This window comes from Sulfitobacter marinus, assembly GCF_900116285.1.
Lineage (GTDB): Bacteria > Pseudomonadota > Alphaproteobacteria > Rhodobacterales > Rhodobacteraceae > Sulfitobacter > Sulfitobacter marinus.
In genome coordinates, this window is the sequence record NZ_FPAJ01000002.1 from 611,383 (window position 1) to 635,717 (window position 24,335).

Consider the following 24,335-nt stretch of genomic DNA (forward strand, 5'->3'; position numbering starts at 1 on the left):
TGACGTAGCGTGGGGGTAAACCCCAATAAGTTGGGTTCGCCGCCTGACAGGTAAGGCGCATTGCCGCCCCCCATACGCAAAAGGAGCTTCCCCTTGGACGAGATGATGCGGGAATACCTGCCAATCCTTATTTTCCTGGCCGTGGCCATCGGTCTTGGCCTTGTTTTAATGTTGGCAGCCGTGGTGATCGCGGTGCGCAATCCAGACCCCGAAAAAGTGTCGGCATATGAGTGTGGATTTAACGCATTTGACGACGCGCGGATGAAATTTGATGTGCGGTTTTACCTCGTGTCGATTCTTTTCATCATTTTCGACCTCGAAATAGCATTCCTCTTTCCCTGGGCCGTCGCCTTTCAGGATGTGAGCATGGCCGGTTTCTGGTCGATGATGGTGTTCCTGGCCGTGCTGACCGCCGGTTTTGCGTATGAGTGGAAAAAGGGAGCTTTGGAATGGCAGTAGCAGCCGCGGGGGCCAATACGGCCGGGATGGACCGTGATGTGGCCACCCAGAACCTGAACAAGGAACTGCAGGACAAGGGTTTTCTGCTGACCTCGACCGAGGATCTGATCAACTGGGCCCGTACCGGTTCGCTGCACTGGATGACGTTCGGTCTGGCCTGTTGCGCGGTCGAGATGATGCACACCTCGATGCCGCGCTATGACCTTGAACGCTTTGGCACCGCGCCGCGCGCATCGCCACGCCAGTCGGATCTGATGATCGTGGCGGGCACCTTGACCAACAAGATGGCACCTGCCCTGCGCAAAGTGTACGATCAGATGCCAGAACCACGCTACGTGATCTCGATGGGCTCCTGCGCTAATGGCGGTGGCTATTACCACTACAGCTATTCTGTGGTGCGCGGCTGTGACCGGATCGTGCCGGTTGACGTCTATGTGCCGGGCTGTCCGCCAACGGCAGAGGCGCTGTTGTACGGTATCATGCAATTGCAGCGCAAAATGCGCCGCACCGGAACAATTGTTCGCTAAGGGGCTGGTATGTCAGAACAACTGAACGAACTTGGCGCATATATCGAGGCAAAACGCCCCGACTGCATCTTGGGTTGGGAAATCGCCCATGGCGAGCTGAACATGGACGTGACCCAGGCAAATCTGCCGGGTCTGGTGGAGTTTATCAAAGGCGATGCAACTTGCCGTCTGACGTCTTTGGTCGATATCACAGCTGTGGATTACCCCGGTCGGGCCAAACGCTTTGACGTGGTCTATCACTTCTTGTCGATGTTCCAGAACCACCGCATTCGCCTGCGCGTCGCCGCCCGCGAAGAAGATATGGTGCCCTCGATTGTCGCCATCCACCCTTCGGCCAACTGGTTCGAGCGTGAAGTATTCGACATGTTCGGCATCCTGTTCGCAGGTCACCCGGATTTGCGCCGTCTGCTGACTGACTACGGGTTCCGCGGCCACCCGCTGCGCAAGGATTTCCCGACCACTGGCTATACCGAAGTCCGCTATGACGAGGTTGAAAAGCGCGTGGTTTATGAACCTGTGTCCTTGGTTCAGGAATATCGCCAGTTTGATTTCATGTCACCTTGGGAAGGCGCTGAATACATCCTTCCGGGTGACGAAAAGCCGGAGGCCAAATAATGGGAGGCCTGTGGTGGTTCATTCTTTCGGCCCTGACGATTATCCCGATGGTGAAGATTTTGCCGTTTTTCGGCATCAACAAATATTGGTCCGTGGCCTGCGTGGTCCCCTTTGGCACCATTGCGTTGCTGTGGTGGGTGGGCCTCAAACTGACCGAGTTGGAGCGTAAATGATGGACGGCACCAAAGGTTTCGAAGACGCCCTGACCGGCGAACAGAAGATCCGTAATTTCAACATCAACTTTGGCCCGCAACACCCGGCGGCCCACGGTGTTTTGCGTCTGGTACTTGAACTCGACGGCGAGATTGTCGAACGCTGCGATCCGCATATCGGCCTGCTGCACCGTGGCACTGAAAAGCTGATGGAAAGCCGGACATATCTGCAAAACCTGCCGTATTTTGACCGGCTGGATTATGTGGCCCCGATGAACCAGGAACATGCCTGGTGTCTGGCGATTGAAAAGCTGACCGGCGTCGAGGTGCCGCGCCGCGCCTCCTTGATCCGCGTGCTCTATTCCGAGATCGGCCGCATCCTGTCGCACCTGCTGAACGTGACCACACAAGCGATGGACGTTGGCGCGCTGACCCCGCCGCTGTGGGGCTTTGAAGAACGCGAAGACCTGATGATCTTTTACGAACGGGCCTGCGGTGCGCGTCTGCACGCGGCCTATTTCCGCCCCGGCGGTGTTCATCAGGATTTGCCGCCCGCCTTGCTGGATGATATCGAAGCTTGGGCTGAAAAGTTCCTGACCGGCTTTATGGTTGATATCGATGAGCTATTGACTGAAAACCGCATCTTTAAACAGCGCAATGTGGATATCGGCGTGATCAGCGCGCAAGACATCCAGGACTGGGGTTTCTCGGGCGTGATGGTGCGCGGCTCCGGGATGGCGTGGGATTTGCGCCGCGCAGAACCCTACGAATGCTATGATGAATTTGAATTCCAAATTCCGACCGGTGTGAATGGCGATTGCTATGACCGCTATTTGGTCCGCATGGAAGAAATGCGCCAGTCTACTTACATCATCCAGCAGGCGATCGCCAAACTGCGCGCGCCCGAAGGGCAGGGCGATGTATTGGCACGTGGCAAGATCACGCCGCCCAGCCGGTCCGCAATGAAGACCGACATGGAAAGCCTGATTCATCACTTTAAACTGTATACCGAAGGGTTCCACGTCCCCGCCGGCGAAGTCTATTGCGCCGTTGAAGCGCCCAAGGGCGAATTCGGCGTCTATCTGGTGGCGGATGGCACCAACAAACCCTACCGCGCCAAGCTGCGCGCGCCGGGCTACCTGCATCTGCAAGCGATGGATTACGTGGCCAAGGGCCACCAACTGGCGGATGTTGCGGCGATCATCGGTACCATGGATATCGTCTTTGGCGAGGTCGACCGTTGAGCCGGCCCTGCCTTTTCATTTTGCCAAATAAACTCCCGCCGGAGGCACCTGCCGTCTCTGCCAGAACGAAAGCCTGATCTGATGCTGCGCCGTCTACACCCTGACCAACCGACAAGCTTTGCCTTTACCCCTGACAATCAGGTATGGGCCGAAGCGCAGATCACCAAATACCCCGAAGGCCGTCAGGCATCGGCAATCATTCCGCTGCTCTGGCGCGCGCAAGAGCAAGAGGGCTGGCTAAGCCGTCCAGCGATTGAACATGTGTCCGAAATGTTGGGGCTGGCCTATATCCGCGGCCTCGAAGTCGCGACATTTTATTTCATGTTTCAGTTGCAGCCCGTGGGCGAGGTGGCGCATTTCCAGATTTGTGGCACAACATCCTGCATGATCTGTGGTGCCGAAGACTTGATCAAGGTCTGCAAAGACAAGATCGCAGCGCAGCCGCATCAAATCAGTGCGGATGGCAAGTTTTCGTGGGAAGAAGTCGAATGTCTGGGCGCGTGTTCAAACGCGCCAATGGCCCAAATCGGCAAGGACTATTACGAAGACCTGACCACGGATGGCTTTGCTGCAATGATCGATGAGATGGCAGAGGGCAAAGTTCCGGTGCCGGGTCCGCAGAACGGCCGCTACGCGTCCGAGCCTTTGTCCGGTTTGAGCAGCCTTCAGGATCACGACAGCGGCAAAACCCAATATAACGCAAGCGTGCAGTTGGCCGTTGATATTGGCGATACGATCAAGCGGATTGACGGGACCGAAGTTCCATTTACCGCCCCTTGGCAGGGTAAATCTGCCGATAAGAAAACATCAAAAACCGCCGCGCGTGAGGATCAAATGCCTCCTAGTGGCCCCGATGGTGCCCAAGGTGGACGCACGCCGGCAGAAGACGCCGCCCCACGTGACGTGGGCGACAGCTCGGATCAAAAATCAGAAGCCCCGGGTGAAGCCAAGGGCGATAAGGCCATCGCCAAACCCGCCCAAGGTAGCGTCGCACCCGAACCCAAAACACCTGCGCGCAAGCCCGGCATTGCCGTATCAGCGGAAAAGAATGCTGCTGCGACGGGCACCAAACCTGCAACTCTGGACGCCCCGCGCGGCGGTGCTGCGGATAACCTCAAGCTGATCAAGGGCGTTGGTCCCAAGCTTGAAAAGCTGGTGAATGACCTTGGTTTCTTCCACTTTGATCAGGTTGCCAGCTGGACAGCGGATGAGCTGGCTTGGGTCGATCAGCAACTTAGCGGGTTCAAGGGCCGGGCCAGCCGTGACGGTTGGATTGACCAAGCGAAAAAGCTGGCTGCAGGCGAGGAAACAGAATTCTCGTCCCGCGCCAAAAAAGATGATATCTATAAAGGATAATAAATCATCTTAAATGGTATGAAGGGACGGACATGACAAGTTTAACGGAAAAAGAACAGTGTAGACGTGGTTGTACGCGGTGGGGGGCTGGTATCGGCCTTGTTGCCGCTTTGTTGTTTTGGTTGGTTTTCGGCTGGGGCTTCTTGGTGTCGTTGATACTGGGGATCGTTGTTGGTGTGGTCGCATATTTCGTGCTTGTCAGCATGTGGTGTAGCAAGATTGTTGATACGCCTGCTCAAGCTGCGGCACCTGTGTCTGCAGCCCCCCCATCGGGGTCGGATGTAACGGCGGCGGCTGATGTCGGCGGTGCTGCGACCGAAGCAACGGCCGGTACGTCCGCTGCGGCTGCCACAACAGAAAAGGCAGCATTTTCCGGCGTTCAACCCAGCACACCCCTGAAAGGCCAAGAAGAACTGGCCGCGCGCAAGGGCAGCTATAAGTACGAGGCCCCGAAAGCCGAGAAAGCCGCCCCCAAAAAAGCGGCGGCAAAAAAGGCACCTGCTAAAAAGGCTGCGCCCGCCAAGAAAGCGCCCGCTAAAAAGGCGACCGCTAAGAAAACGGCACCTGCCGCGGTGGCGGATATCCCTGCGGCTGCAGTTGAAAGCAAGCCCAAAACCCTCAAGAAGGCGCGGGCAAGCGGTGCGGATGACCTGAAACTGATCAGCGGTGTTGGACCGAAGCTGGAGCAGACCTTGAACGAGCTTGGCTTTTACCACTTTGATCAGATCGCCAAGTGGGGCCCGGAAGAAATCACTTGGGTGGATGCGCGGTTGCGTTTCAAAGGTCGCATTCAGCGCGACGACTGGATGGCGCAGGCGGCAACTTTGGCTGCTGGCGGTGAGACCGAATTCTCTGCCCGCAAAAAGAAAACCTAAAGCAGGATATGGTGCCTGACAAATGACCGAAGAAGAAAACATCGCACTTGCCCGCAAGGGTCGGATGGTGGCTTTGGTCATTGCAGGCACCATGTTGCTTTGGATCGCTGTGCAATGGATTGCGCCATATTTCGGTTTGCCCGGACGCTATGCATTGTTGTTTGATTTCGCGGCCTTGGCGGCGTTGATCTGGGCGATGGTGAATGTTTACCAAATGCGCAAGGCCCGCATGGCCAGCGGCGACGGTTGAATAACGCGGTACGCCGCACAGGAATAGAACAGTAAGCGCAGCACGGCTGCGAGACATAAAGGGAAGCAATATGCTCCAGGATCAAGACCGCATCTTTACCAATATTTACGGTATGCACGACCGGACGCTTAAGGGCGCGCAGGCGCGTGGCCATTGGGATGGCACGGCGAATATCCTGAAGAATGGCCGCGACTGGATCATTGATCAGATGAAGGCGTCAGGCCTGCGCGGTCGCGGTGGTGCGGGCTTCCCGACGGGACTGAAATGGTCCTTTATGCCCAAGGAAAGCGACGGGCGCCCCAGCTATCTGGTGGTGAATGCCGACGAATCCGAACCGGGCACCTGTAAAGACCGCGAAATCATGCGCCACGATCCGCACACGCTGATCGAAGGCTGCCTGATCGCAAGCTTCGCCATGCAGGCCAACGCCTGTTATATCTATATTCGCGGTGAATATATCCGCGAGCGCGAAGCACTTCAGGCCGCGATTGACGAGGCCTATGATGCTGGTCTGGTGGGCAAGAACGCCTGCAAATCCGGGTATGATTTCGACATTTATCTGCACCACGGTGCGGGGGCCTATATCTGCGGCGAAGAAACCGCATTGCTGGAAAGCCTTGAGGGTAAAAAAGGCATGCCGCGCATGAAGCCGCCATTCCCTGCGGGGGCTGGCCTTTATGGTTGTCCGACCACGGTGAACAACGTGGAATCGATTGCCGTTGTGCCAACCATCCTGCGCCGCGGGCCCGAGTGGTTCTCGAGCTTTGGTCGCCCAAACAATGCCGGCACCAAGCTGTTTGCGATTTCCGGCCACGTCAACAACCCCTGCGTTGTCGAAGAGGCGATGAGCATCACCTTTGAGGAACTGATTGAAAAGCATTGCGGTGGCATTCGTGGCGGCTGGGATAACCTCAAGGCTGTGATCCCGGGTGGCTCCTCCGTTCCGATGATCCCCGGCGCACAGATGCGCGACGCGATTATGGATTTCGATTACCTGCGCGAGCAGCGGTCGGGGCTGGGCACGGCTGCGGTTATCGTCATGGATAACTCGACTGACGTGATCAAGGCCATCTGGCGTTTGGCCAAATTCTACAAGCACGAAAGCTGTGGCCAATGCACGCCTTGCCGCGAAGGCACCGGCTGGATGATGCGGGTGATGGACCGTCTGGTTTCTGGCGATGCCGAACCGGCAGAGATCGATATGCTATTGGACGTCACTAAGCAGGTTGAAGGCCACACGATCTGTGCCCTTGGCGATGCGGCGGCCTGGCCAATTCAGGGTCTGATCCGTCACTTCCGGGATGAAATCGAAGATCGCATCAAACATAAACGCACTGGCCGTGTCAGTGCCGTTGCTGCGGAGTAATCGCTATGGAAGCCTTCGCCACCTATAGCCATGCCATCACGTCCCTTGCCCTTTGGGCTTTGGTGATCACCGTTTTGAGTGGGTTCTCGACACGCGGGCGCATAGACGAAAACCGTGCTGAATGTGGCAAACCCAAGCGTAATTACGATGACCCTTGGTACCGTAGCGAACGCGCGTTCATGAACGCTGTTGAAACCTCCGGCCCCTTTATTGCGGCCACGGTCGCGGCCATTCTTATCGGCGCATCACCGTTTTGGGTGAACCTGTTCGCGTCGATCTTTGTCATTGCGCGTATTGCAATGGGCTTTGTCCACATTCGCACAACAAACCAACCAGCGCGGTCGATGTTTTTTGCGGTAGGGCTGGTGTGCATTCTTGGGCTGGTCGTACTGACAATCATGGCGGCGTTCTAGGCGGCGCATTACAGGGGGCAATTGCGCCCTTTTGGGTATCGCGCTGCTACGGCGTGGTGGACGGCATTTGATCCCGAGCGGGAGGAGACGGCAATGAAAGACATGCATCTGGCGGAACTCAACGTTGGTAGGCTTCTGGCCCCTACGGATGATCCGCGCGTCGCTGATTTCATGAATAACCTGGACCGGATCAACGGCTTGGGCAAACGGATGCCCGGTTTTGTATGGATGATGGAAGGGTCGGGGGAACCCGGCACTGGCAACACCGACGCCAAGATCGGCGGTGATCCGCAGTATGTGTCAAACCTGACCGTCTGGGAAAACGTCGAAACCCTTGAGAAATTTGTTTGGGGTACGATCCACAAACAATTTTACGCCCGCCGCGCCGAATGGTTCGAGGTTTTGGGTAAAATGCATTTCGTGATGTGGTGGGTGCCAAAGGGCCACCAACCTACATTGGAGGAAGCATTGGCGCGTTTGGATCATCTGCGTGAACACGGCGACAGCGACCATGCCTTTGGCTGGGCGCATTTGAAACAGGCTACGCGTTGGCGCAACGACGGATGCCAGCCCATAGCGGCGGAGTAATATGATGAGATTTTTCGTAATTGTTTTAACAATTGCTGCCGTTTTGGCGGGATGTACCTCTCAAGAGGAGCGGATCGCTTTTGACGGCATATATTTCAACACCAAACTCAGCAAAGTGGATGGCCAAAGGGATGTATTCACGCTGCTGGTCAAGAATGCGTCGCAATCCATCGATGGTGCCCGCGAAGCGGCCCGTTATGAGGCAACGGTGTATTGCGTGAACACATATGGCAGCTCTGACATTGTCTGGGTTGTGGGGCCTGACACGCCCGCGGATAATCTTCGTCTGGTTGATGATAGTTTGACCTTTTCTGGGTCTTGCCCTTCTTGATGGATTGCGCGACACACCGGATGCAAACGGCTGATTTCGGTATGTTATTGAATAGCAACGGTGTCAGTTCCCATATGCGGACGGGGCATTTGCCCCCCTGCATGAGGAGAGTAGAATGCGTAACGTTTTGACTGCTGTATTATCTGTGGCGTTGCTGGCCAGTCCGGCTGCGGCAAAGCCCGCTTTGCGAGATGTGGCTGCCGTTGATGACGCGCTGTTGGATTTGGGTTTGGCCGATCAGATTCGCAAAGAGTGTCCCGATATTTCCGCCCGCTTTCTGCGCGCGATCAGCTATTTGAATAATATTCACCAAACTGCGAGATCCTTGGGCTATACAGAGGCCGAAATTGATGCGTACCGCAAAAGCCCCGAGGAAAAAGCGCGTATGAAAGCCCGTGGCGCTGCATATTTAGAGGCAAATGGGGTCGATACTTCGGACCCACAAAGCTATTGTATGCTTGGGCGTACAGAAATCCAAAAATCGAGCCGTATCGGTTCGTTACTGAGAGCGAAATAAGCATATGAGCGATATCCGCAAGATCATCATTGACGGTAAAGAAGTCGAAGTCGAAGGGGCGATGACGCTTATTCAGGCTTGCGAGGAAGTTGGCGTCGAGATTCCGCGTTTCTGCTATCACGAACGTCTGTCGATCGCAGGTAACTGCCGGATGTGTCTTGTCGAAGTTGTGGGCGGTCCGCCCAAGCCTGCGGCATCTTGTGCGATGCAGGTGCGTGATTTGCGCCCCGGCCCCGAAGGCCAGCCGCCTGTCGTTAAAACCAATTCGCCCATGGTTAAAAAGGCCCGCGAGGGCGTGATGGAATTCCTGCTGATCAACCACCCGCTTGATTGCCCGATTTGCGATCAGGGTGGCGAATGCGATTTGCAAGATCAGGCAATGGCATACGGCGTTGATTTCAGCCGCTACCGTGAACCCAAACGCGCGACCGAAGACCTTGATCTGGGGCCGTTGGTGGAAACCCACATGACGCGGTGCATTTCCTGCACCCGCTGCGTGCGTTTCACCACCGAAGTCGCGGGCATTCACCAGATGGGCCAAACCGGCCGTGGTGAAGATGCCGAGATTACAGCCTATCTGGGGCAAACGCTTGATTCGAACCTGCAGGGCAACATTATCGATCTGTGCCCCGTTGGTGCGCTGGTGTCGAAACCCTACGCCTTTACCGCGCGCCCATGGGAGCTGTCCAAGACCGAATCCATCGATGTGATGGACGCGCTTGGGTCCAACATTCGGGTTGATACCAAGGGCCGCGAAGTCATGCGCATGTTGCCGCGTAACCATGACGGCGTGAACGAGGAATGGATTTCCGACAAGACGCGCTTTGTCTGGGACGGCCTGCGCCGCCAGCGTTTGGACACACCCTATATCCGCGAAAACGGCAAACTGCGCAAAGCCGAATGGCCCGAAGCATTGGCCGCCGCGGCCGCTGCGATGAAGGGCAAAAAGGTTGCCGGGTTGGTCGGTGATCTGGTGCCGGTCGAGGCTGCCTTCGCGCTGAAACAGCTGATCGAAGGGCAGGGCGGTGTTGTCGAATGTCGCACCGATGGTGCAAAACTGCCTGCTGGTAACCGTTCCGGCTATGTTGGCACCGCCACCATCGAAGACATTGATGATGCCAAGGCAATTATGTTGATCGGCACAAACCCGGCTGTTGAAGCACCTGTTTTGAACGCCCGTATTCGCAAGGCCTGGGCGCGCGGCGCAGATATCGGTCATGTCGGCCCGGCGGCTGATCTGACCTATGATCATGCGCATTTGGGCAATGGCCCTGCTGTCTTGAAAGATCTGCTAAAGCGTGATCATTCCGACGTGGCTGATAAGCCGTCGCTGGTAATCGTCGGCATGGGCGCACTGGTCCGCGAAGACGGTGCTGCGGTTCTGGCCGCCGCAATGGCTTTGGCCGAGGCAACGAAATCCGGCTTTATGGTGTTGCACACCGCCGCGTCCCGTGTGGGTGCGATGGATATCGGCGCTGTGACCGATGGTGGCGTTGCCGATGTCGTATCTGCTGATGTTATCTATAACCTTGGTGCGGACGAGGGCGATGTTCCTGCGGGCCCCTTCGTGATCTATCAGGGCAGCCATGGCGATCGCGGTGCACATCGCGCCGATATCATCCTGCCCGGTGCCGCCTATACCGAAGAAGCCGGGTTGTTCGTCAACACCGAAGGGCGCCCTCAACTGGCGGCCCGTGCCAGCTTTGCCCCCGGTCAGGCCAAGGAAAACTGGGCCATCTTGCGTGCACTCAGCGCCGAGATGGGCGCGACCTTGCCTTTCGATTCTCTGGTCGCCTTGCGCAAGGCGCTGGTGGCCGAGGTTCCGCATCTGGGAGATATTGATCAGGTTGCGGCGAATGAGTGGGTCGCGTTGCCACAGGCCGAAGTGGACAGCGCCGCCTTCCAACCAGCAATCGCTGATTTCTATCTGTCCAACCCCATTGCGCGCGCCAGCGAATTGATGGCGGAACTTTCGGCGAATGCCAAAGCCCGCCGCGAAGCGCCGATGGCGGCGGAGTGAGGGTTTTGGGAATGATGATGATCCCTGCTGTTATGGCCGCCTGCGAAGCGCAGGCCCCCATGGCAGAGGATTTCATTCCCGATTATCAGGGCGTGGAAACCAAATTGCTGGATGGTGATTTGGTGCAGTTTAACGTGGCCATGACCAAGGCGCGGTCGGCTGAAAATGTGGCGGATTATGCGGAGTGTGCTGCGGCGCGATATACCTTGATCCGGGGCTTTGGATTTGCCCGCCATGTACGTACAAATGTTGAGATCGTGGGTGGCGTCTGGCACGCAGATGCTGTTTACACCATCTCGCCAAGCCTGCCACGGGGCTTGAAGACAATTGATGCCGAAGTGACCGTGCAAAATTGCATGGAACGCGGCATACCGACGGTGTGAGGACCTATGGCTGACTTCTTTTTTAACACCACCCTTGGCATGATCCTGCTGATCATTGGTCAGATTCTCTTGATCGTGGTTCCGCTGCTGCTGGCGCTGGCCTTTCTTATGTATGCTGACCGCAAGATTTGGGCGAGCGTTCAACTGCGCCGTGGTCCGAACGTGGTTGGTGTGTACGGCCTGCTGCAATCCTTTGCGGATTTCGGTAAATACATCGTCAAAGAGATCGTGGTGCCTGCGGGTGCTGACCGGCCGGTGTTTTTCCTGGCTCCGATGATCAGTCTGGTCATGGCGCTTGTCGCTTGGGCGGTGATCCCGTTCAATGACGGGTGGGTGTTGTCCGACATCAACGTTGCCATCCTGTTTGTTTTCGCGGTTTCCTCGCTTGAGGTATATGGCGTGATCATGGGCGGTTGGGCCTCGAACTCGAAATATCCGTTCTTGGGCAGCCTGCGTTCTGCCGCGCAGATGATCTCTTACGAGGTGTCTATCGGTTTGATCATCATTGGTGTGATTATCTCCACCGGGTCGATGAACTTTAGCGGGATCGTGGCCGCACAGGACAGTAGTTATGGGTTGCTCAGCTGGTATTGGTTACCACACTTCCCGATGCTGATCTTGTTCTTTATCAGTGCCTTGGCTGAAACAAACCGCCCCCCGTTCGATTTGCCCGAAGCAGAATCCGAACTGGTTGCGGGTTATCAGGTTGAATATTCGTCTACGCCTTTCCTGCTGTTTATGATCGGTGAACTGGTCGCTGTTGTTCTGATGTGCGCGCTGATCTCGCTGATGTTCTTTGGCGGTTGGTTGTCCCCCATTCCGGGTCTGCCTGATGGCATCTTCTGGATGATCGCCAAAATGGGTCTGGTGTTCTTCTTCTTCTCCTTGGTCAAGGCGATCACACCACGCTACCGCTATGACCAGCTGATGCGTCTGGGCTGGAAAGTCTTCCTGCCATTCTCGCTTTTCTGGGTGGTTTTCGTGGCCTTTGCGGCAAAATTCGAATGGTTCTGGGGTGTTTACGCACGCTGGACAGTAGGGGGCTGATCCGATGACAGACTACACCCGTCACGCCAAATATTTCCTGTTGCAGGATTTCTATCATGGTCTGAAGCTGGGCATTAAGTATATGTTCAAACCTAAGGCGACGATCAACTACCCCCATGAAAAGGGGCCTTTGTCGCCGCGTTTCCGGGGCGAACATGCGCTGCGCCGCTATGCCAATGGCGAAGAACGTTGCATCGCGTGTAAACTCTGCGAAGCCGTGTGCCCGGCGCAAGCGATCACAATCGATGCGGAACCCCGTGAAGATGGCAGCCGTCGCACCACGCGCTATGACATCGACATGACCAAATGCATTTATTGCGGTTTCTGTCAGGAAGCCTGCCCGGTGGATGCGATTGTCGAGGGGCCGAATTTCGAATTCTCGACCGAGACCCGCGAAGAGCTGTATTATGACAAAGCCAAATTGCTGGAAAACGGCGACCGCTGGGAGGCCGAAATTGCGCGCAACCTTGAAATGGACGCACCTTACAGATGACCCAAACGCCTAACCCTTTTGAAGAAATGATGCGTCAGATGCAGGAAATGGCCAAGTCCTTTCCGGCGATGGATGCATTTTCGACCAAGGGGTTCGAGGCGATGATGGGCAAGATGCCCAAAGATGTGATGGAAACGTTGTTTGGCAACACGATGAACCCCGACGGGTTGGATGCCAAAACACGAATGCTGCTGACGATTTCGGGCCTGACCATGCAGGGGGCCCAGAATGAACCGGCGCTTAGGCAGGCCGTAATCCACGCGGTTGAGGCCGGCGCTCCCAAGCAGCATGTGATTGAGACGATTGGACAAACGGCGTTTTTTGCCGGTATCCCCGCCATGACCCGCGCGATGCAAATTGCGCAGGACGTGCTGGATGACAAGGAAGGTGACGCATGAGCGTTTTTGCATTTTATCTTTTTGCGATCAGCGTGATTGCAGGCGGGCTTTTTACCGTGATCAGCCGCAATCCGGTGCATTCGGTGCTTTGGTTGATTTTATCCTTTCTGAGCGCCGCAGGCCTGTTCGTGATGCTGAACGCCGAATTCGTTGCGATGCTGCTGATCATCGTTTATGTGGGCGCGGTCGCGGTTTTGTTCCTGTTTGTTGTCATGATGCTCGATGTTGATTTCGCTGAGCTGAAGGCGGAAATGGCGCGCTATATGCCGCTGGGTTTGCTGATCGGCTTGATCGTTTTGATGCAATTCGTGATGGCCTTTGGGGCATGGGATGCAAATGCCGCCGCCGAAGGGCTGCGCACCCAAGTGGTCAGCGACGAGGTGCAGAACACCGCTGCTTTGGGTTTGATCCTCTATGACGAATATTTCCTGCTGTTCCAGCTGTCCGGCTTAATCCTGCTGGTTGCGATGATCGGGGCGATTGTTCTGACACTGCGCCATCGTGGTGATGTGAAACGTCAGGACGTGGTCGCGCAAATGATGCGCGATCCGGCCAAGGCGATGAAATTGAATGATGTGAAACCGGGGCAGGGCCTGTAAGGGCTGCCCGAACAAGGATGTGATCCGATGTCGCGAACTACAATTGTTGTGTTGGTTGTCGTGCTGATCGTTGTTTTCGGCGGCTATAACATCATCGGATAACGGCTGGATATGGGGCTAAGCCCCACCGCCAAGAACGAAAGAACGCCCGATCCGGGCAAAGAACCGAGGGACGACATGATCGGAATTGAACATTACCTGACAGTGGCGGCGACGCTTTTTGTCATTGGCATTTTCGGGCTATTCCTGAACCGCAAGAACATCATCATCATGTTGATGTCGATCGAGCTTATGCTTCTCGCGGTGAACATAAACTTTGTCGCATTCTCGCATTTCTTGGGCGATTTGGTGGGGCAGGTCTTTACGCTGTTCGTTCTAACTGTCGCGGCTGCAGAAGCTGCAATTGGTCTGGCCATTCTGGTCTGCTTCAACCGCAACCGTGGATCGATCGCGGTTGAAGACGTCAACGTGATGAAGGGCTAAGGTCATGGAAAGCATCATTCTTTTTGCGCCACTTGTTGGTGCTTTGATCACGGGCTTTGGCTGGAAACTGATCGGCGAAAAACCGGCGCAGTGGTTTGCGACTGCGATGCTGTTTCTGGCGGCTGTGCTGAGCTGGGTCGTCTTCCTGACCTTTGATGGAGAAACCCAACATATCCAATTGCTGCGCTGGATCGAAAGCGGCAGCCTGTCGACCGATTGGGCGATCCGCATGGACCGGTTGACGGCGATCATGATGATCGTGATCACCACTGTGTCCAGCCTGGTGCATCTGTATTCATTTGGGTACATGGCCCACGATGAAAACTTTAGCGACGCCGAGCCCTATCGCGCCCGCTTCTTTGCCTATCTGTCGTTCTTTACCTTTACGATGTTGATGCTGGTGACGGCGGACAACCTTGTTCAGATGTTCTTTGGCTGGGAAGGTGTGGGCGTTGCCTCGTACCTGTTGATCGGGTTTTATTACAAGAAACCATCCGCCAATGCCGCTGCGATCAAGGCGTTTGTGGTTAACCGTGTCGGTGACTTTGGTTTCGCGCTTGGTATCTTTGGCCTGTTCTACCTGACTGACAGCATCAAGTTCGACGATGTATTCGCCGCCGCACCTGAGTTGGCGAACACGACCCTGCATTTCCTTTGGGCGGATTGGAACGCGGCGAACCTGCTGGCATTCTTGCTGTTTGTCGGTGCCATGGGTAAATCGGCGCAGCTGTTTTTGCACACTTGGTTGCCCGACGCGATGGAAGGGCCGACCCCTGTGTCCGCGCTCATCCACGCCGCGACGATGGTTACAGCGGGTGTTTTCCTTGTCTGCCGCATGTCGCCGCTGATGGAATTCGCGCCCGAGGCGATGATGTTCGTCACCTTTATCGGTTCAACCACCGCATTTTTCGCGGCGACTGTGGGGCTGGTTCAGACCGACATCAAACGCGTTATCGCATATTCCACCTGTTCGCAGCTGGGTTATATGTTCGTGGCTGCGGGCGTTGGCATGTATTCCGCCGCGATGTTCCACCTGCTGACCCACGCGTTCTTTAAGGCGATGTTGTTCCTTGGGGCTGGGTCCGTCATTCACGCGATGCACCACGAGCAGGACATGAACAACTATGGCGGTCTGCGCAAAAAGATCCCTTATACATTCTGGGCCATGATGATCGGCACGCTGGCCATCACCGGTGTTGGCATCCCGCTGACGCATATCGGTTTTGCCGGTTTCCTGTCTAAGGATGCGATTATCGAAAGCGCTTGGGCCGGTGGCACGTCCTACGCCTTCTGGATGTTGGTGATTGCCGCGGCGATGACCAGTTTCTACAGCTGGCGGCTGATTTTCCTGACCTTCTTTGGCAAACCACGCGGTGACAAACATACCCATGACCACGCACATGAAAGCCCGATGGTTATGCTTATCCCGCTGGGCGTTCTGAGCTTTGGTGCGATCTTTTCGGGGATGGTGTTTTACAACAGCTTCTTTGGTCATGCCGAAGATATCGGTGAGTTTTACGGTATCCCGATGGCCGAAATGGCTGCTGATGGTCACGCCAAGGTTGAGGGTGCCGAGGACAGCCACGCTGACGCAGGTCATGCTGACACGGGCCACGGCGATGATGCCCATCACGGTGCCAGCTTTGCGGGTGCGCCGGGCGAGGGTGCCTTGTTCTTTGGGCCTGAAAACACCGTCTTGGACGATGCGCATGCAGCCCCGGTTTGGGTCAAGGTCAGCCCGTTCATTGCGATGTCATTGGGCCTGCTGATGGCGGTATGGTTCTACATCTGGAACCCGACATTGCCGGGCCGTTTGGCGGCGAACCAACGTCCGCTGTATCTGTTCTTGCTCAACAAATGGTACTTTGACGAGATTTATAACGTGATTTTTGTCAAACCTGCCTCGGCCCTTGGTCGTTTCTTTTGGAAGCGCGGCGATGGCAATATCATCGACGGGACGCTTAATGGCATCGCCATGGGCATTATTCCCTTCTTCACGCGGCTCGCGGGTCGTTTGCAATCTGGCTACATCTTTACCTACGCCTTCGCCATGGTGATCGGGATCGCGGTCCTTGTGACTTGGATGACGATGAGCGGGGGGGCAAACTAATGGATCATCACTTGCTTTCCATCATTACCTTCATGCCAAGCTTTGCGGCGCTGATCTTGGCCGTTTTCCTACGCGGCAACGACAAAGCGGCCGCGCGCAATGCTAAATGGCTGGCGCTGATCACGACCACGGTCACCTTCCTGATCTCGCTGTTCATCCTGTTCGACTTTGACCCATCCAACACCGGGTTCCAATTCGTGGACGAGGCGACATGGATCATGGGCCTGAAATACCGGATGGGCGTCGATGGCATTTCGATCCTGTTCGTCATGCTGACCACATTCATGATGCCGCTGGTGATAGCCGCAAGCTGGAATGTGACGACGCGGGTCAAGGAGTACATGATCGCGTTCCTGCTGCTGGAAACGCTGATGTTGGGCGTTTTCATGGCGCTGGATATGGTGCTGTTCTATCTGTTCTTCGAGGCAGGCCTGATCCCGATGTTCCTGATCATCGGGATATGGGGCGGCGCGAACCGGATTTACGCGAGCTTTAAGTTCTTCCTCTATACCTTCTTGGGGTCGGTTCTGATGCTGGTGGCCATGGTCGCGATGTATGCGGATGCTGGCACCACTTGTATCGGCGGGTGCGAGGTCAGCCTGCTGACACACAGCTTTGCGTCCAAAACATTTTCGGTTGCAGGGTTCACTGTTATCGGCGGCATGCAGACCATGCTCTTCCTCGCTTTCTTTGCCAGCTTTGCTGTGAAAATGCCGATGTGGCCCGTGCACACTTGGTTGCCAGACGCACACGTTCAGGCCCCGACAGCCGGTTCCGTTGTGCTGGCTGCGATCCTGTTGAAAATGGGCGGCTACGGTTTCTTGCGCTTCTCGCTGCCGATGTTCCCGGTCGGGTCTGATGTATTGGCACCGCTAGTGCTGTGGATGTCCGCGATCGCGATTGTTTATACATCGCTGGTGGCGCTGGTTCAGGAAGACATGAAAAAGCTGATCGCCTATTCATCCGTCGCCCACATGGGTTTCGTGACAATGGGGATCTTTGCCTTTAACCAGCAGGGCCTTGACGGTGCGATCTTCCAGATGGTCAGCCACGGCTTTATCTCGGCTGCTTTGTTTTTGTGTGTGGGCGTGATTTACGACCGGATGCACACTCGTGAGATTGACGCCTATGGCGGTCTGGTGAACCGGATGCCCGCCTATGCGCTGGTGTTTATGTTCTTTACCATGGCCAATGTTGGTCTGCCGGGCACCTCCGGGTTTGTCGGCGAATTCCTGACGCTGATGGGCATCTTCCAAGTGAACACTTGGGTAGCTGCGGTTGCAACAACCGGTGTTATCTTCTCGGCGGCCTATGCATTGTGGCTTTATCGCCGCGTTGTGATGGGCGACCTGATCAAGGAAAGCCTGCGCACCATCACCGATATGTCGACCCGCGAGCGTTGGATTTTCGCACCGCTGATCGTCATGACCCTTCTTTTGGGCGTCTATCCGGCGCTGGTGCTTGATATCATCGGGCCGTCGGTTTCCGCCCTTGTTGCTAGCTATGATACGGCCCTGGAGGCGGCAAATGTCGCTGTCCAGATGGCCTCAGAATAAAGGACCGCGCGATGATTTCCGCAGATCTGAATGTCATCCTGCCCGAAATTGTGCTGTCGCTGTTTGCGATTTTTGCGCTGCTAGGGGCGGTCTACACGTCAAAAGATAAAACCGGCAGCTTGCTGGTCTGGGCGACGTCTGTGGTGATGATCCTGCTGGCAGTATGGATCGGCATGACCGGCACGGGCGAAACCCGCATCGCGTTCAACGGGCTGTTCATTGAAGACGGATTTGCCCGCTTTGCCAAGGTGACGATCCTGCTCAGCGCTGCTGCGGTGCTGAGCATGTCGAACGATTACATGCGCGCACGCGGATTGCTGCGGTTTGAATACCCGGTGTTGATCGCGCTGAGCGTGGTCGGCATGATGATGATGGTCAGCGCGGGCGATCTGATGGCGCTTTATATGGGTCTCGAGCTGCAATCGCTGGCATTATATGTGGTTGCGTCCCTGCGCCGCGACAGTATTAAATCCACTGAAGCGGGTCTGAAGTATTTCGTTTTGGGGGCCTTGTCCTCGGGGATGCTCTTGTACGGGACATCGCTGATCTATGGCTATGCGGGCACCACACAGTTTGCAGGCGTCATGAACGTTGCACAATCGGGCAGCACGTCACTGGGGTTGCTGTTCGGCATCGTATTTCTGATGGCCGGTTTGGCGTTCAAAGTATCTGCCGTACCGTTTCACATGTGGACGCCCGACGTATACGAGGGCGCGCCGACACCTGTGACCGCGTTTTTTGCAACCGCACCGAAAGTGGCGGCGATGGCGCTGTTCGCCCGCGTGCTGCATGACGCCTTTGGCAATGCCGTCGCGGATTGGAGCCAGATTGTTGCGGTCTTGTCCGTATTGTCGATGTTCTTGGGCGCGATCGCAGCGATTGGTCAAACCAATATCAAACGTCTGATGGCCTATTCCTCGATTGCACATATGGGCTATGCGCTGATAGGTCTGGCCGCAGGAACGCAATTGGGCGTCAAGGCGATGCTGGTCTATATGGCGATCTATGTGACGATGAATATCGGCACCTTTGCATTCATTCTAAGCATGGAAAAAGACGGCCAGCCGGTCGCGGATATTTCCGCGCTGAACATGTATTCCAAACGCGCACCGGGCAAGGCGCTGGCCATGCTGGTTTTGCTGTTCTCGCTGGCGGGTGTACCTCCGATGCTGGGCTTTTTCGCCAAATTCGGCGTATGGCAAGCAGGTGTTGATGCGGGGCTGATCTGGCTGGTCGCGGCAAGCGCTGTCGCATCTGCGATTGGTGCCTATTACTATCTGCGCATCGTGTTCCTGATGTATTTCGGGGCGGAAGGCGATGATCGCCTGGATGGTGGTCAAAACGGTCTTTTGACCGGGTTCCTGATTGCTTCAGCGGTGATCATGGTGGTCGGTATCGCGAATATGTTCGGCGTCGAGGAAGCTGCCATTCGGGCGGCGGCGACGCTGGTTAACTGATCCGGTGGTGGGACCCGTGAGTGAGGAAGCCTCCGGCGGGGATATTTATAAGCCAGAGAAGCAGGGGGCGTCGTGGCCGGAAGGCTACGGTCGGCTCGTGTTTGAAACCCTCGATTCCACGTTAAGCGAGGCCGCACGCCGTGCGCCTGACCTGACCGGTCCGGTATGGATATTGGCCGAGGAACAGACCGCAGCGCGGGGTCGGCGCGGGCGGTCTTGGGCGACGCCAAAGGGCAACTTTGCGGGCACTTTGATGATGCGCCGTATCGAAGCGCCGGGTGTCGCGGCCCTACGCAGTTTTGTGGCGTCACTGGCATTGCGGCGCGCGTTTGTGCGGGTGACGGGCGATGACGGGGCGTTTACCTTGAAATGGCCAAATGACGTGCTGCTGAACGGTGGCAAAGTGGCCGGTATATTGCTTGAGAATATCGGCGATCATCTGGCGATTGGCATTGGCGTGAATCTAGCCCACGCGCCAAGCGCGGATCAGGTCGAACCCGGGGCCGTGCGCCCTGTATCGGTGATTGGCGAGACCGGGCGAACGGTATCTCCCACCGCTTTACTTGACGCATTGGCTGTTGAATATGCGGTACTTGAGACACAGTTCCAGACCTTTGGTTTTGCCCCGATCCGCACGGCCTGGCTGGCCCATGCGGCGCGTTTGGGCGATGAAATCCTCGCACGGACTATGCGCGAAGAGACGCGCGGCGTGTTTGAGGATGTGGATGAACAGGGCAGCCTGATCCTGCGCACCCCAAAGGGGCGGGTGCCGATCACAGCGGCGGATGTATTTTTCTAAAACGCAAGGGAGGGTCGTTTCATGCTATTGGCGGTTGATTGCGGCAATACGAATACGGTTTTTTCCATCTGGGATGGGACGCAGTTCATTGGAACGTGGCGCACCTCAACAGAGTGGCAACGGACCGCAGACCAGTATTATGTCTGGCTCAGCACCTTGATGAAGTTTCAAAAGGTCGAGGCCGATATCACGGATATGATCATCAGCTCGACCGTGCCGCGGGTTGTTTTCAACCTTCGGGTTCTGGCTGATCGGTATTTTCACACGCGGCCCATCGTTGTGGGCAAGCCTGAATGCAGGTTGCCGGTGGATGTACGGGTCGATGCGGGCACCGCCGTGGGGCCGGACCGATTGGTAAACACCGTCGCTGGATATGATCTTTTTGGCGGCGATCTGATCGTGGTGGATTTCGGCACCGCGACCACCTTTGATGTTGTTGCATCCGACGGGGCGTATATTGGCGGCGTCATCGCGCCTGGCGTTAATCTCAGCCTTGAGGCATTGCATAATGCGGCGGCGGCCTTACCTCATGTAGATATTTCCAAACCGCAGGCGGTGATTGGCACAAACACGGTGGCCTGCATGCAATCGGGCATTTTTTGGGGTTATGTCGGTCTCGTTCGTGAGATATGTGCCCGGATAAAGGCGGAGCGTGAGCGCGAGATGCGTGTGATCGCCACCGGCGGGTTGGCCCCGTTGTTTCAGCAGGCAGTCGACCTGTTCGATACCTACCAAGATGATCTGACAATGCACGGTTTGACCGTGATTTATAACTATAACAAGGACACCGCTTAATAATATGAGCAGCGAAAGATTGATCTATCTGCCCCTCGGTGGGGCAGGTGAAATTGGCATGAATGCCTATGTTTATGGATACGGGAAACCCGGCAAGGAACGACTGATTGTTGTCGATCTTGGCGTGGCTTTCCCCGACATGGACACCAGCCCCGGCGTGGATTTGATCATCCCCGATATCGCCTGGCTGGAAGAACGCCGCAATCAGATTGAGGCAATTTTTATCACCCACGCGCACGAAGACCACGTGGGCGCGGTTGCGCATACCTATGACCGTTTGCGCGCGCCGATCTATACGCGCAAATTTACGGCCAATATCGCCAAGCGCAAGATGAGCGAATATAACCACCCTGATGACGCGGTAACGACCGTGGCACCATGGCCTGCAACGACCACAGTTGGTCCGTTCACGGTTGGCTTCTTGCCGATGTCACACTCGATCCCTGAATCGTCCTCGCTGGTCATTGATGTGGCGGGCGACCGGTTGATCCACTCGGGTGATTTCAAGATCGACATGACCCCGGGCGTGGGCGAGGCCTATGATCCCGAGCTGTGGGCCGATGTATCCAAGAATGGCGTCAAGGCGTTGATCTGCGACAGTACCAACGTGTTTTCGCAGCACCCGGGCCGGTCGGAAGCGACCGTTGGGCCAGAGATTGAAAAACTGCTTGGCACCGCAGAAGGCATGGTTGTCGCCACGACCTTTGCATCGAACGTGGCCCGCGTCAAAACGCTGGCAGACGCTGGCGAACGGGCGGGGCGGTCTGTCGTTCTGTTGGGCCGTGCGATGAAGCGGATGGTCGAGGCGTCGCTTGAAACCGGCGTGATGAAGGATTTCCCGCCGGTGATCAGCCCCGAGGATGCGCGCGGCGTTCCGCGTGAAAACCTGATGCTTCTGGTGACCGGATCGCAGGGCGAACGCCGTGCGGCATCGGCACAGCTGGCCCGTGGGAAATACATGGGGCTTGAGATGAAGGAAGGGGACATGTTCCTGTTCTCGTCCAAGACCATCCCCGGCAACGAACGCGGCGTGATCAAAGTAATCAATGCGTTCTCTGAGATGGGCGTTGAGATTGTTGACGACAGTTCGGGCCTGTATCACGTGTCGGGCCATGCGAACCGCCCCGATCTTGAGACGTTGCACGATGTGGTTAAGCCGCAGATCCTGATCCCGATGCACGGCGAACACCGTCACCTGCGCGAGCATGTGAAGATCGCCAATGGCAAGGGAATCAAGGGCGTCTTGGCCGTTAATGGCATGATGATTGACCTGTCCGGAAACGAGCCCAAAGTCGCGGAATATGTCGACAGCGGGCGCACCTATTTGGATGGCTCGACGCAGATTGGCGCGATGGACGGGGTCGTGCGCGATCGTATCCGTATGGCGCTGAACGGGCATGTGACTGTGACAGTCATTCTGGACGAAAACGACGAAGCCTTGGGTGACCCGTGGGTCGATGCCATGGGGCTGCCCGAGCAGGGTCGGTCAAAGGCGTCGCTGGTTGAGGTGCTAGAGGCTGATCTAGGTCAGTTCATCGGCCGCGCCAACGCCAAGACGTTGCGCGACGATGACAAGCTGCATGACGGTCTAAAGCGCGTTGTGCGTCAGTCAGCCAATGACGAGATCGGCAAGAAACCCGAAGTTACGATCGTGGTCAGCCGCCTCAGCTGATCGCCTGAGAAAACTGCATTTGCGCCGCGTGGATCAATTGATTTGCGCGGCGTTTTTGTTTCTCGGGGCCTGATAAACGAACCGCCTAAACGAAAACGGGCGCAAGGTTTCCCTCGCGCCCGTTTTCTTGAGCCTCTACCGGTGTTTAGTCGCGGCGTTCCGCAAAGCTGAGGCCGATAAATTCAGGGGTGTGTTCGCCCAAACCAACGACTTTGTTGTCGTTGCGGTTGTTCTGATTGCGGTTTTCGTTGCGGTTGTTACCGCGCCCGCCACGACGGTTTTGCTGCTTGTCGTGCTGGGGTTTGTCATCTTGCCGCTTCTCATCTGACTTCACCGCTTTTGGTTCTGGCTGCTGTTCGGCCTTTACCTCTGGTGCTGTGTCGGCTTCTGGCGAGTCCGCTGTGACGGTTTCGGTCTCAACCTTCGCCGCCTCGGGCTTCTTACGGCTGCGGCTCCGCGTGCGCTTGGGCTTTTCTGTCTTGGTGGCGTCGTCTTGCGTTGCGTCTTGGACCGCTGGCTTGTCGGACTTGCCAGCGTCATCAGTGGCCGATTTGGCTGGGGCCTTGTTGCCCAGCGGGTTTTCGATGCGCGGGATCTCGCGTTGAACCAGACGTTCGACATCGGCAAGGTTCTTTTCATCGCGCGGAACGCAGATCATGATTGCCTTGCCATCACGGCCAGCACGACCGGTGCGGCCGATACGGTGCACATAGTCTTCGGCATGGGATGGCACGTCAAAGTTATAGACGTGGCTGACCGACGGCACATCAAGGCCGCGCGCGGCGACATCTGACGCCACGAGAAACCGCAGATCGCCATTACGGAAACCTTCAAGAGTTTTGGTGCGTTGGCTCTGGTCCAGATCGCCGTGGATCGGTGCCGCGTCATAGCCGTGTTTTTTCAGCGACTTGGCGACCGTGTCCACGTCCATCTTGCGGTTGCAAAAGATGATCGCGTTGGTGCACTTATCACCTTCTGCATCGATCAACGCACGCAGAACATTCCGTTTTTCCGTTGCTTCGCGATCCTTGCGCGAGGCGGTCAGCATCAACACACCTTGTTCGATATTCTCGCCTGTGGTGGCCTGACGTGCTACTTCGACACGTGTAGGGTTCGACAGGAAGGTGTTCGTAATACGCTCGATCTCGGGGGCCATCGTGGCCGAGAAGAACAGCGTTTGCCGTGTGAACGGCGTCATCTGGAAGATGCGTTCGATATCGGGGATGAACCCCATATCCAGCATCCGGTCTGCCTCGTCGATCACCATAATCTTGACGTCGGACAAGATCAGCTTGCCGCGCTCAAAATGGTCGATCAAGCGGCCGGGGGTTGCGATAAGAACATCAACGCCTTTGTCGATCAGCTTGTCCTGCTCACCAAAGGATACGCCGCCAATCAGCAGCGCCTTGGTCAGTTTCAGGTGCTTTGTGTAGGTGTCAAAGTTTTCGGCAACCTGTGCGGCCAATTCCCGCGTGGGGCACAAAACCAGGCTGCGCGGCATGCGCGCACGGGCGCGGCCACGGGCAAGCATTGTAATCATGGGCAGGGTAAAGCTGGCTGTTTTGCCGGTGCCGGTTTGGGCGATTCCCAGCACGTCCTTGCCTTCTAGGGCGGGGGGGATCGCGCCCGCCTGGATCGGCGTCGGGCTTTCGTAACCGGCCTCTTGGATAGCTTTGAGTACTTTTGGATTGAGATTCAGATCAGTAAATTTTGTCATGTGTGTCCGATGGTAGCGGACAAAATCTCGGCCCGCGGCAGCATTCATGTCGGCCCGCATGGCCCAAGGGGCGGAGGGACTCCGCGACATGTTGTGAACCCATTAACAAAGAC

27 protein-coding genes are annotated in these 24,335 nt (G+C 56.4%); 26 read left to right on the top strand and 1 reads right to left on the bottom strand.

The window, feature by feature from the left end:
- Positions 1-93 precede the first annotated feature (93 nt).
- From BM347_RS08380 to BM347_RS08500, 26 genes are all read left to right on the top strand, one after another.
- A complete protein-coding gene (locus BM347_RS08380; protein ID WP_093915956.1) occupies positions 94-459 on the top strand; it encodes an NADH-quinone oxidoreductase subunit A in 366 nt (121 codons plus the stop codon).
- On the top strand, positions 450-986 hold the full coding sequence (locus tag BM347_RS08385; protein WP_093915957.1) for a NuoB/complex I 20 kDa subunit family protein: 537 nt from the start codon (positions 450-452) through the stop codon (positions 984-986). The genes BM347_RS08380 and BM347_RS08385 overlap by 10 nt, the downstream gene beginning before the upstream one ends.
- 9 nt (positions 987-995) lie before the next feature.
- The gene (locus BM347_RS08390) at positions 996-1,601 is read left to right on the top strand and encodes an NADH-quinone oxidoreductase subunit C (RefSeq protein WP_093915958.1); all 606 of its coding nucleotides are present in this window, start codon (positions 996-998) and stop codon (positions 1,599-1,601) included.
- On the top strand, positions 1,601-1,774 hold the full coding sequence (locus BM347_RS17575; protein WP_175498533.1) for a hypothetical protein: 174 nt from the start codon (positions 1,601-1,603) through the stop codon (positions 1,772-1,774). The genes BM347_RS08390 and BM347_RS17575 overlap by 1 nt, the downstream gene beginning before the upstream one ends.
- On the top strand, positions 1,774-2,997 hold the full coding sequence (locus BM347_RS08395) for an NADH-quinone oxidoreductase subunit D (protein ID WP_093915959.1): 1,224 nt from the start codon (positions 1,774-1,776) through the stop codon (positions 2,995-2,997). The genes BM347_RS17575 and BM347_RS08395 overlap by 1 nt, the downstream gene beginning before the upstream one ends.
- 81 nt (positions 2,998-3,078) lie before the next feature.
- Positions 3,079-4,353 carry an NADH-quinone oxidoreductase subunit E gene (locus tag BM347_RS08400; RefSeq protein ID WP_093915960.1) on the top strand — a complete coding sequence of 425 codons (1,275 nt, stop codon included), beginning with the start codon at positions 3,079-3,081 and terminating at the stop codon, positions 4,351-4,353.
- A gap of 32 nt (positions 4,354-4,385) precedes the next feature.
- A complete protein-coding gene (locus BM347_RS17580; protein WP_175498534.1) occupies positions 4,386-5,228 on the top strand; it encodes an NADH-quinone oxidoreductase subunit E in 843 nt (280 codons plus the stop codon).
- Between the two features lie 22 nt (positions 5,229-5,250).
- Complete coding sequence (locus tag BM347_RS08410) at positions 5,251-5,478, top strand: DUF5337 domain-containing protein (protein ID WP_093915962.1); 228 nt, start codon at positions 5,251-5,253, stop codon at positions 5,476-5,478.
- A gap of 70 nt (positions 5,479-5,548) precedes the next feature.
- Positions 5,549-6,844: an NADH-quinone oxidoreductase subunit NuoF gene (gene nuoF / locus BM347_RS08415; RefSeq protein ID WP_093915963.1), complete on the top strand. Its 1,296-nt coding sequence runs from the start codon at positions 5,549-5,551 to the stop codon at positions 6,842-6,844.
- Between the two features lie 5 nt (positions 6,845-6,849).
- Positions 6,850-7,257: an MAPEG family protein gene (locus tag BM347_RS08420; RefSeq protein ID WP_093915964.1), complete on the top strand. Its 408-nt coding sequence runs from the start codon at positions 6,850-6,852 to the stop codon at positions 7,255-7,257.
- A 93-nt stretch (positions 7,258-7,350) separates the two neighbouring features.
- Positions 7,351-7,845 (top strand): DUF3291 domain-containing protein, encoded by a 495-nt coding sequence (locus BM347_RS08425; RefSeq protein WP_245764222.1) that lies wholly within the window; start codon positions 7,351-7,353, stop codon positions 7,843-7,845.
- Positions 7,846-7,849: 4 nt separating this feature from the next.
- Positions 7,850-8,176, top strand: coding sequence for a hypothetical protein (locus BM347_RS08430; protein WP_093916119.1), 327 nt, complete (start codon positions 7,850-7,852; stop codon positions 8,174-8,176).
- A gap of 115 nt (positions 8,177-8,291) precedes the next feature.
- The gene (locus tag BM347_RS08435) at positions 8,292-8,693 is read left to right on the top strand and encodes a DUF5333 domain-containing protein (protein ID WP_093915965.1); all 402 of its coding nucleotides are present in this window, start codon (positions 8,292-8,294) and stop codon (positions 8,691-8,693) included.
- 4 nt (positions 8,694-8,697) lie between these two features.
- Positions 8,698-10,713, top strand: coding sequence for an NADH-quinone oxidoreductase subunit NuoG (gene nuoG, locus BM347_RS08440; RefSeq protein ID WP_093915966.1), 2,016 nt, complete (start codon positions 8,698-8,700; stop codon positions 10,711-10,713).
- A gap of 14 nt (positions 10,714-10,727) precedes the next feature.
- Entirely contained in the window at positions 10,728-11,096 is a 369-nt protein-coding gene (locus tag BM347_RS08445) for a hypothetical protein (RefSeq protein ID WP_093916120.1), read from the top strand.
- Between the two features lie 6 nt (positions 11,097-11,102).
- Positions 11,103-12,143 carry an NADH-quinone oxidoreductase subunit NuoH gene (gene nuoH, locus BM347_RS08450; RefSeq protein WP_093915967.1) on the top strand — a complete coding sequence of 347 codons (1,041 nt, stop codon included), beginning with the start codon at positions 11,103-11,105 and terminating at the stop codon, positions 12,141-12,143.
- A gap of 4 nt (positions 12,144-12,147) precedes the next feature.
- A complete protein-coding gene (gene nuoI / locus BM347_RS08455; RefSeq protein ID WP_093915968.1) occupies positions 12,148-12,636 on the top strand; it encodes an NADH-quinone oxidoreductase subunit NuoI in 489 nt (162 codons plus the stop codon).
- Positions 12,633-13,034, top strand: coding sequence for a carboxymuconolactone decarboxylase family protein (locus BM347_RS08460; protein ID WP_093915969.1), 402 nt, complete (start codon positions 12,633-12,635; stop codon positions 13,032-13,034). Before nuoI ends, BM347_RS08460 begins: the two co-directional genes overlap by 4 nt.
- Positions 13,031-13,633 carry an NADH-quinone oxidoreductase subunit J gene (locus BM347_RS08465; protein WP_093915970.1) on the top strand — a complete coding sequence of 201 codons (603 nt, stop codon included), beginning with the start codon at positions 13,031-13,033 and terminating at the stop codon, positions 13,631-13,633. Before BM347_RS08460 ends, BM347_RS08465 begins: the two co-directional genes overlap by 4 nt.
- A 177-nt stretch (positions 13,634-13,810) precedes the next feature.
- Complete coding sequence (gene nuoK, locus BM347_RS08470) at positions 13,811-14,116, top strand: NADH-quinone oxidoreductase subunit NuoK (protein WP_093916121.1); 306 nt, start codon at positions 13,811-13,813, stop codon at positions 14,114-14,116.
- 4 nt (positions 14,117-14,120) lie between these two features.
- Complete coding sequence (nuoL, locus tag BM347_RS08475; protein WP_093915971.1) at positions 14,121-16,226, top strand: NADH-quinone oxidoreductase subunit L; 2,106 nt, start codon at positions 14,121-14,123, stop codon at positions 16,224-16,226.
- Positions 16,226-17,782, top strand: a complete 1,557-nt coding sequence (locus BM347_RS08480) for an NADH-quinone oxidoreductase subunit M (RefSeq protein ID WP_093915972.1) — start codon at positions 16,226-16,228, stop codon at positions 17,780-17,782. The genes nuoL and BM347_RS08480 overlap by 1 nt, the downstream gene beginning before the upstream one ends.
- A gap of 11 nt (positions 17,783-17,793) precedes the next feature.
- Complete coding sequence (gene nuoN / locus BM347_RS08485; RefSeq protein ID WP_093915973.1) at positions 17,794-19,239, top strand: NADH-quinone oxidoreductase subunit NuoN; 1,446 nt, start codon at positions 17,794-17,796, stop codon at positions 19,237-19,239.
- A gap of 16 nt (positions 19,240-19,255) precedes the next feature.
- Positions 19,256-20,038, top strand: coding sequence for a biotin--[acetyl-CoA-carboxylase] ligase (locus BM347_RS08490; RefSeq protein WP_245764223.1), 783 nt, complete (start codon positions 19,256-19,258; stop codon positions 20,036-20,038).
- A gap of 21 nt (positions 20,039-20,059) precedes the next feature.
- On the top strand, positions 20,060-20,833 hold the full coding sequence (locus tag BM347_RS08495) for a type III pantothenate kinase (protein WP_093915974.1): 774 nt from the start codon (positions 20,060-20,062) through the stop codon (positions 20,831-20,833).
- Between the two features lie 4 nt (positions 20,834-20,837).
- Entirely contained in the window at positions 20,838-22,505 is a 1,668-nt protein-coding gene (locus BM347_RS08500; RefSeq protein ID WP_093915975.1) for a ribonuclease J, read from the top strand.
- 145 nt (positions 22,506-22,650) lie between these two features.
- On the opposite strand, the gene BM347_RS08505 is transcribed toward BM347_RS08500, so the two are convergent.
- Positions 22,651-24,222 (bottom strand): DEAD/DEAH box helicase, encoded by a 1,572-nt coding sequence (locus BM347_RS08505; RefSeq protein ID WP_093915976.1) that lies wholly within the window; start codon positions 24,220-24,222, stop codon positions 22,651-22,653.
- Between the last annotated feature and the right edge of the window lie 113 nt (positions 24,223-24,335).